2 protein-coding genes are annotated in these 1,533 nt (G+C 34.9%); one reads left to right on the forward strand and one right to left on the reverse strand.

Annotation, left to right across the window (positions count from 1 at the left end; genetic code table 11):
- The coding region (locus tag AC22ZQ_RS14660; RefSeq protein ID WP_318959491.1) for a 5-(carboxyamino)imidazole ribonucleotide synthase at positions 1–820 on the reverse strand (820 nt) is incomplete at its 3' end.
- 119 nt (positions 821–939) lie between these two features.
- Here AC22ZQ_RS14660 and hpt point away from each other — a divergent pair.
- The coding region (gene hpt / locus AC22ZQ_RS14665; RefSeq protein WP_318959492.1) for a hypoxanthine phosphoribosyltransferase at positions 940–1,533 on the forward strand (594 nt) is incomplete at its 3' end.

Raw genomic sequence — 1,533 nt, forward strand, 5'->3', positions numbered from 1 at the left:
AATTATGAGGTCTAGGTGCAATTTCATTCACCAACAGTTCATCCTCTTGAGTAAGGAAAAATTCAATGGCTAAAATTCCAACCATATCCAATTTTTCTATGATTTCTTTGGCTAATTCTTGCGCTCTGTTTTCTACAGACTCAGAAATCTCTGCAGGAGAAAATAAGAACTCTACTAAGTTTAATTCTTTGCTGAATTCACATTCTACAGTGGGGAAAGTTTTCATTTCTCCCTTTGCATTCCTCGCTACAATTACAGAAAGTTCTTTTTTGAAATCAACAAATGATTCTAATACGCAAGGACCATCAAATCCATTGGCAATGTCAGCTTCAGTTTTTACAGCTTGTACCCCTTTACCATCGTATCCACCTTTTCTAAGTTTCTGCATTACGGGTAAAAGGCTAAGGTTTTCAAAGATTTCTTCTTTTGAGTTGACCAAGGCAAAAGGAGCTGTTGGGATACCGTTGTTTTGGTAAAATTCTTTTTGCAAACCTTTATCTTGAATCATTTCTAAAATATGAGGCTGCGGATATACTTTTACGCCTTTGGCTTCTAATTCCTTTAAAGCTTTTACGTTAACGTGTTCAATTTCTACGGTAATAACATCTTTGTCTTTACCAAAGTTCATTACATCGTCATAGTCGGTAAGTTTACCTAAGGTGTAAGAGTTGGCAATTTTCGAACAAGGCGCTTCAGGATCATTATCCATGCAATGTACATGAACGTCGTAATTAATCGCTTCTTGAATTAACATTCTCCCTAATTGACCACCGCCTAATACTCCGAGTCTAAAATTATTTCCGTACCAAATTGAATTCATGCTGCAAATATAAGTGGCTTTTACTAAATTATCTTTCATTTTTTAAGAGTTATTGCTTCTGACGGCCATCTCTTTAAGTGAAAATCTTATTTTTGCAGTTTTTAAGGCAATTCTAAGGTTTGTTAAGGCTGCAAGACAAAACATTTTCAACTTTCATAGATGCTGCACGCGTTCAAGCGGCGGTAAAGTCTGTAGCACAAACAATAAATTCTCATTACAAAGGTGAAGATGTTATTTTCTTGGCTATTTTAGATGGAGCATTCATGTTCGCAGCTGATTTGTTGAAGCACATAGATTTAGATTGTGAAATCAGTTTTGTTAAAGTAGAATCTTATCAAGGTACACAAAGTACCGAGAAGGTTAACACTTTGTTAGGCTTGGATGTAAATCTGGAACAAAAGAATGTTGTTGTTCTTGAAGATATTGTTGACACAGGTAGAACAATAGAAAAGGTAAAGGAAATTGTAAATCCTTCAAAATGTAAAAGTTTTGAAGTAGCTACTTTTCTTTTTAAGCCAGAAGCATTTTTATTTGAAGATAGCCCTAAATTTGTGGGCTTAGAAATCTCCAATACATTTGTGGTTGGTTATGGTTTAGACTATAATGAAAAAGGTAGGAATTTGGATGCCATTTTTCAACTTAATACAGAACAAAAAGATATGTTAAATATAGTATTATTCGGCCCTCCTGGAGCAGGGAAGGGAACACAGTCA

The sequence above is a fragment of the Lishizhenia sp. genome, from assembly GCF_057456495.1.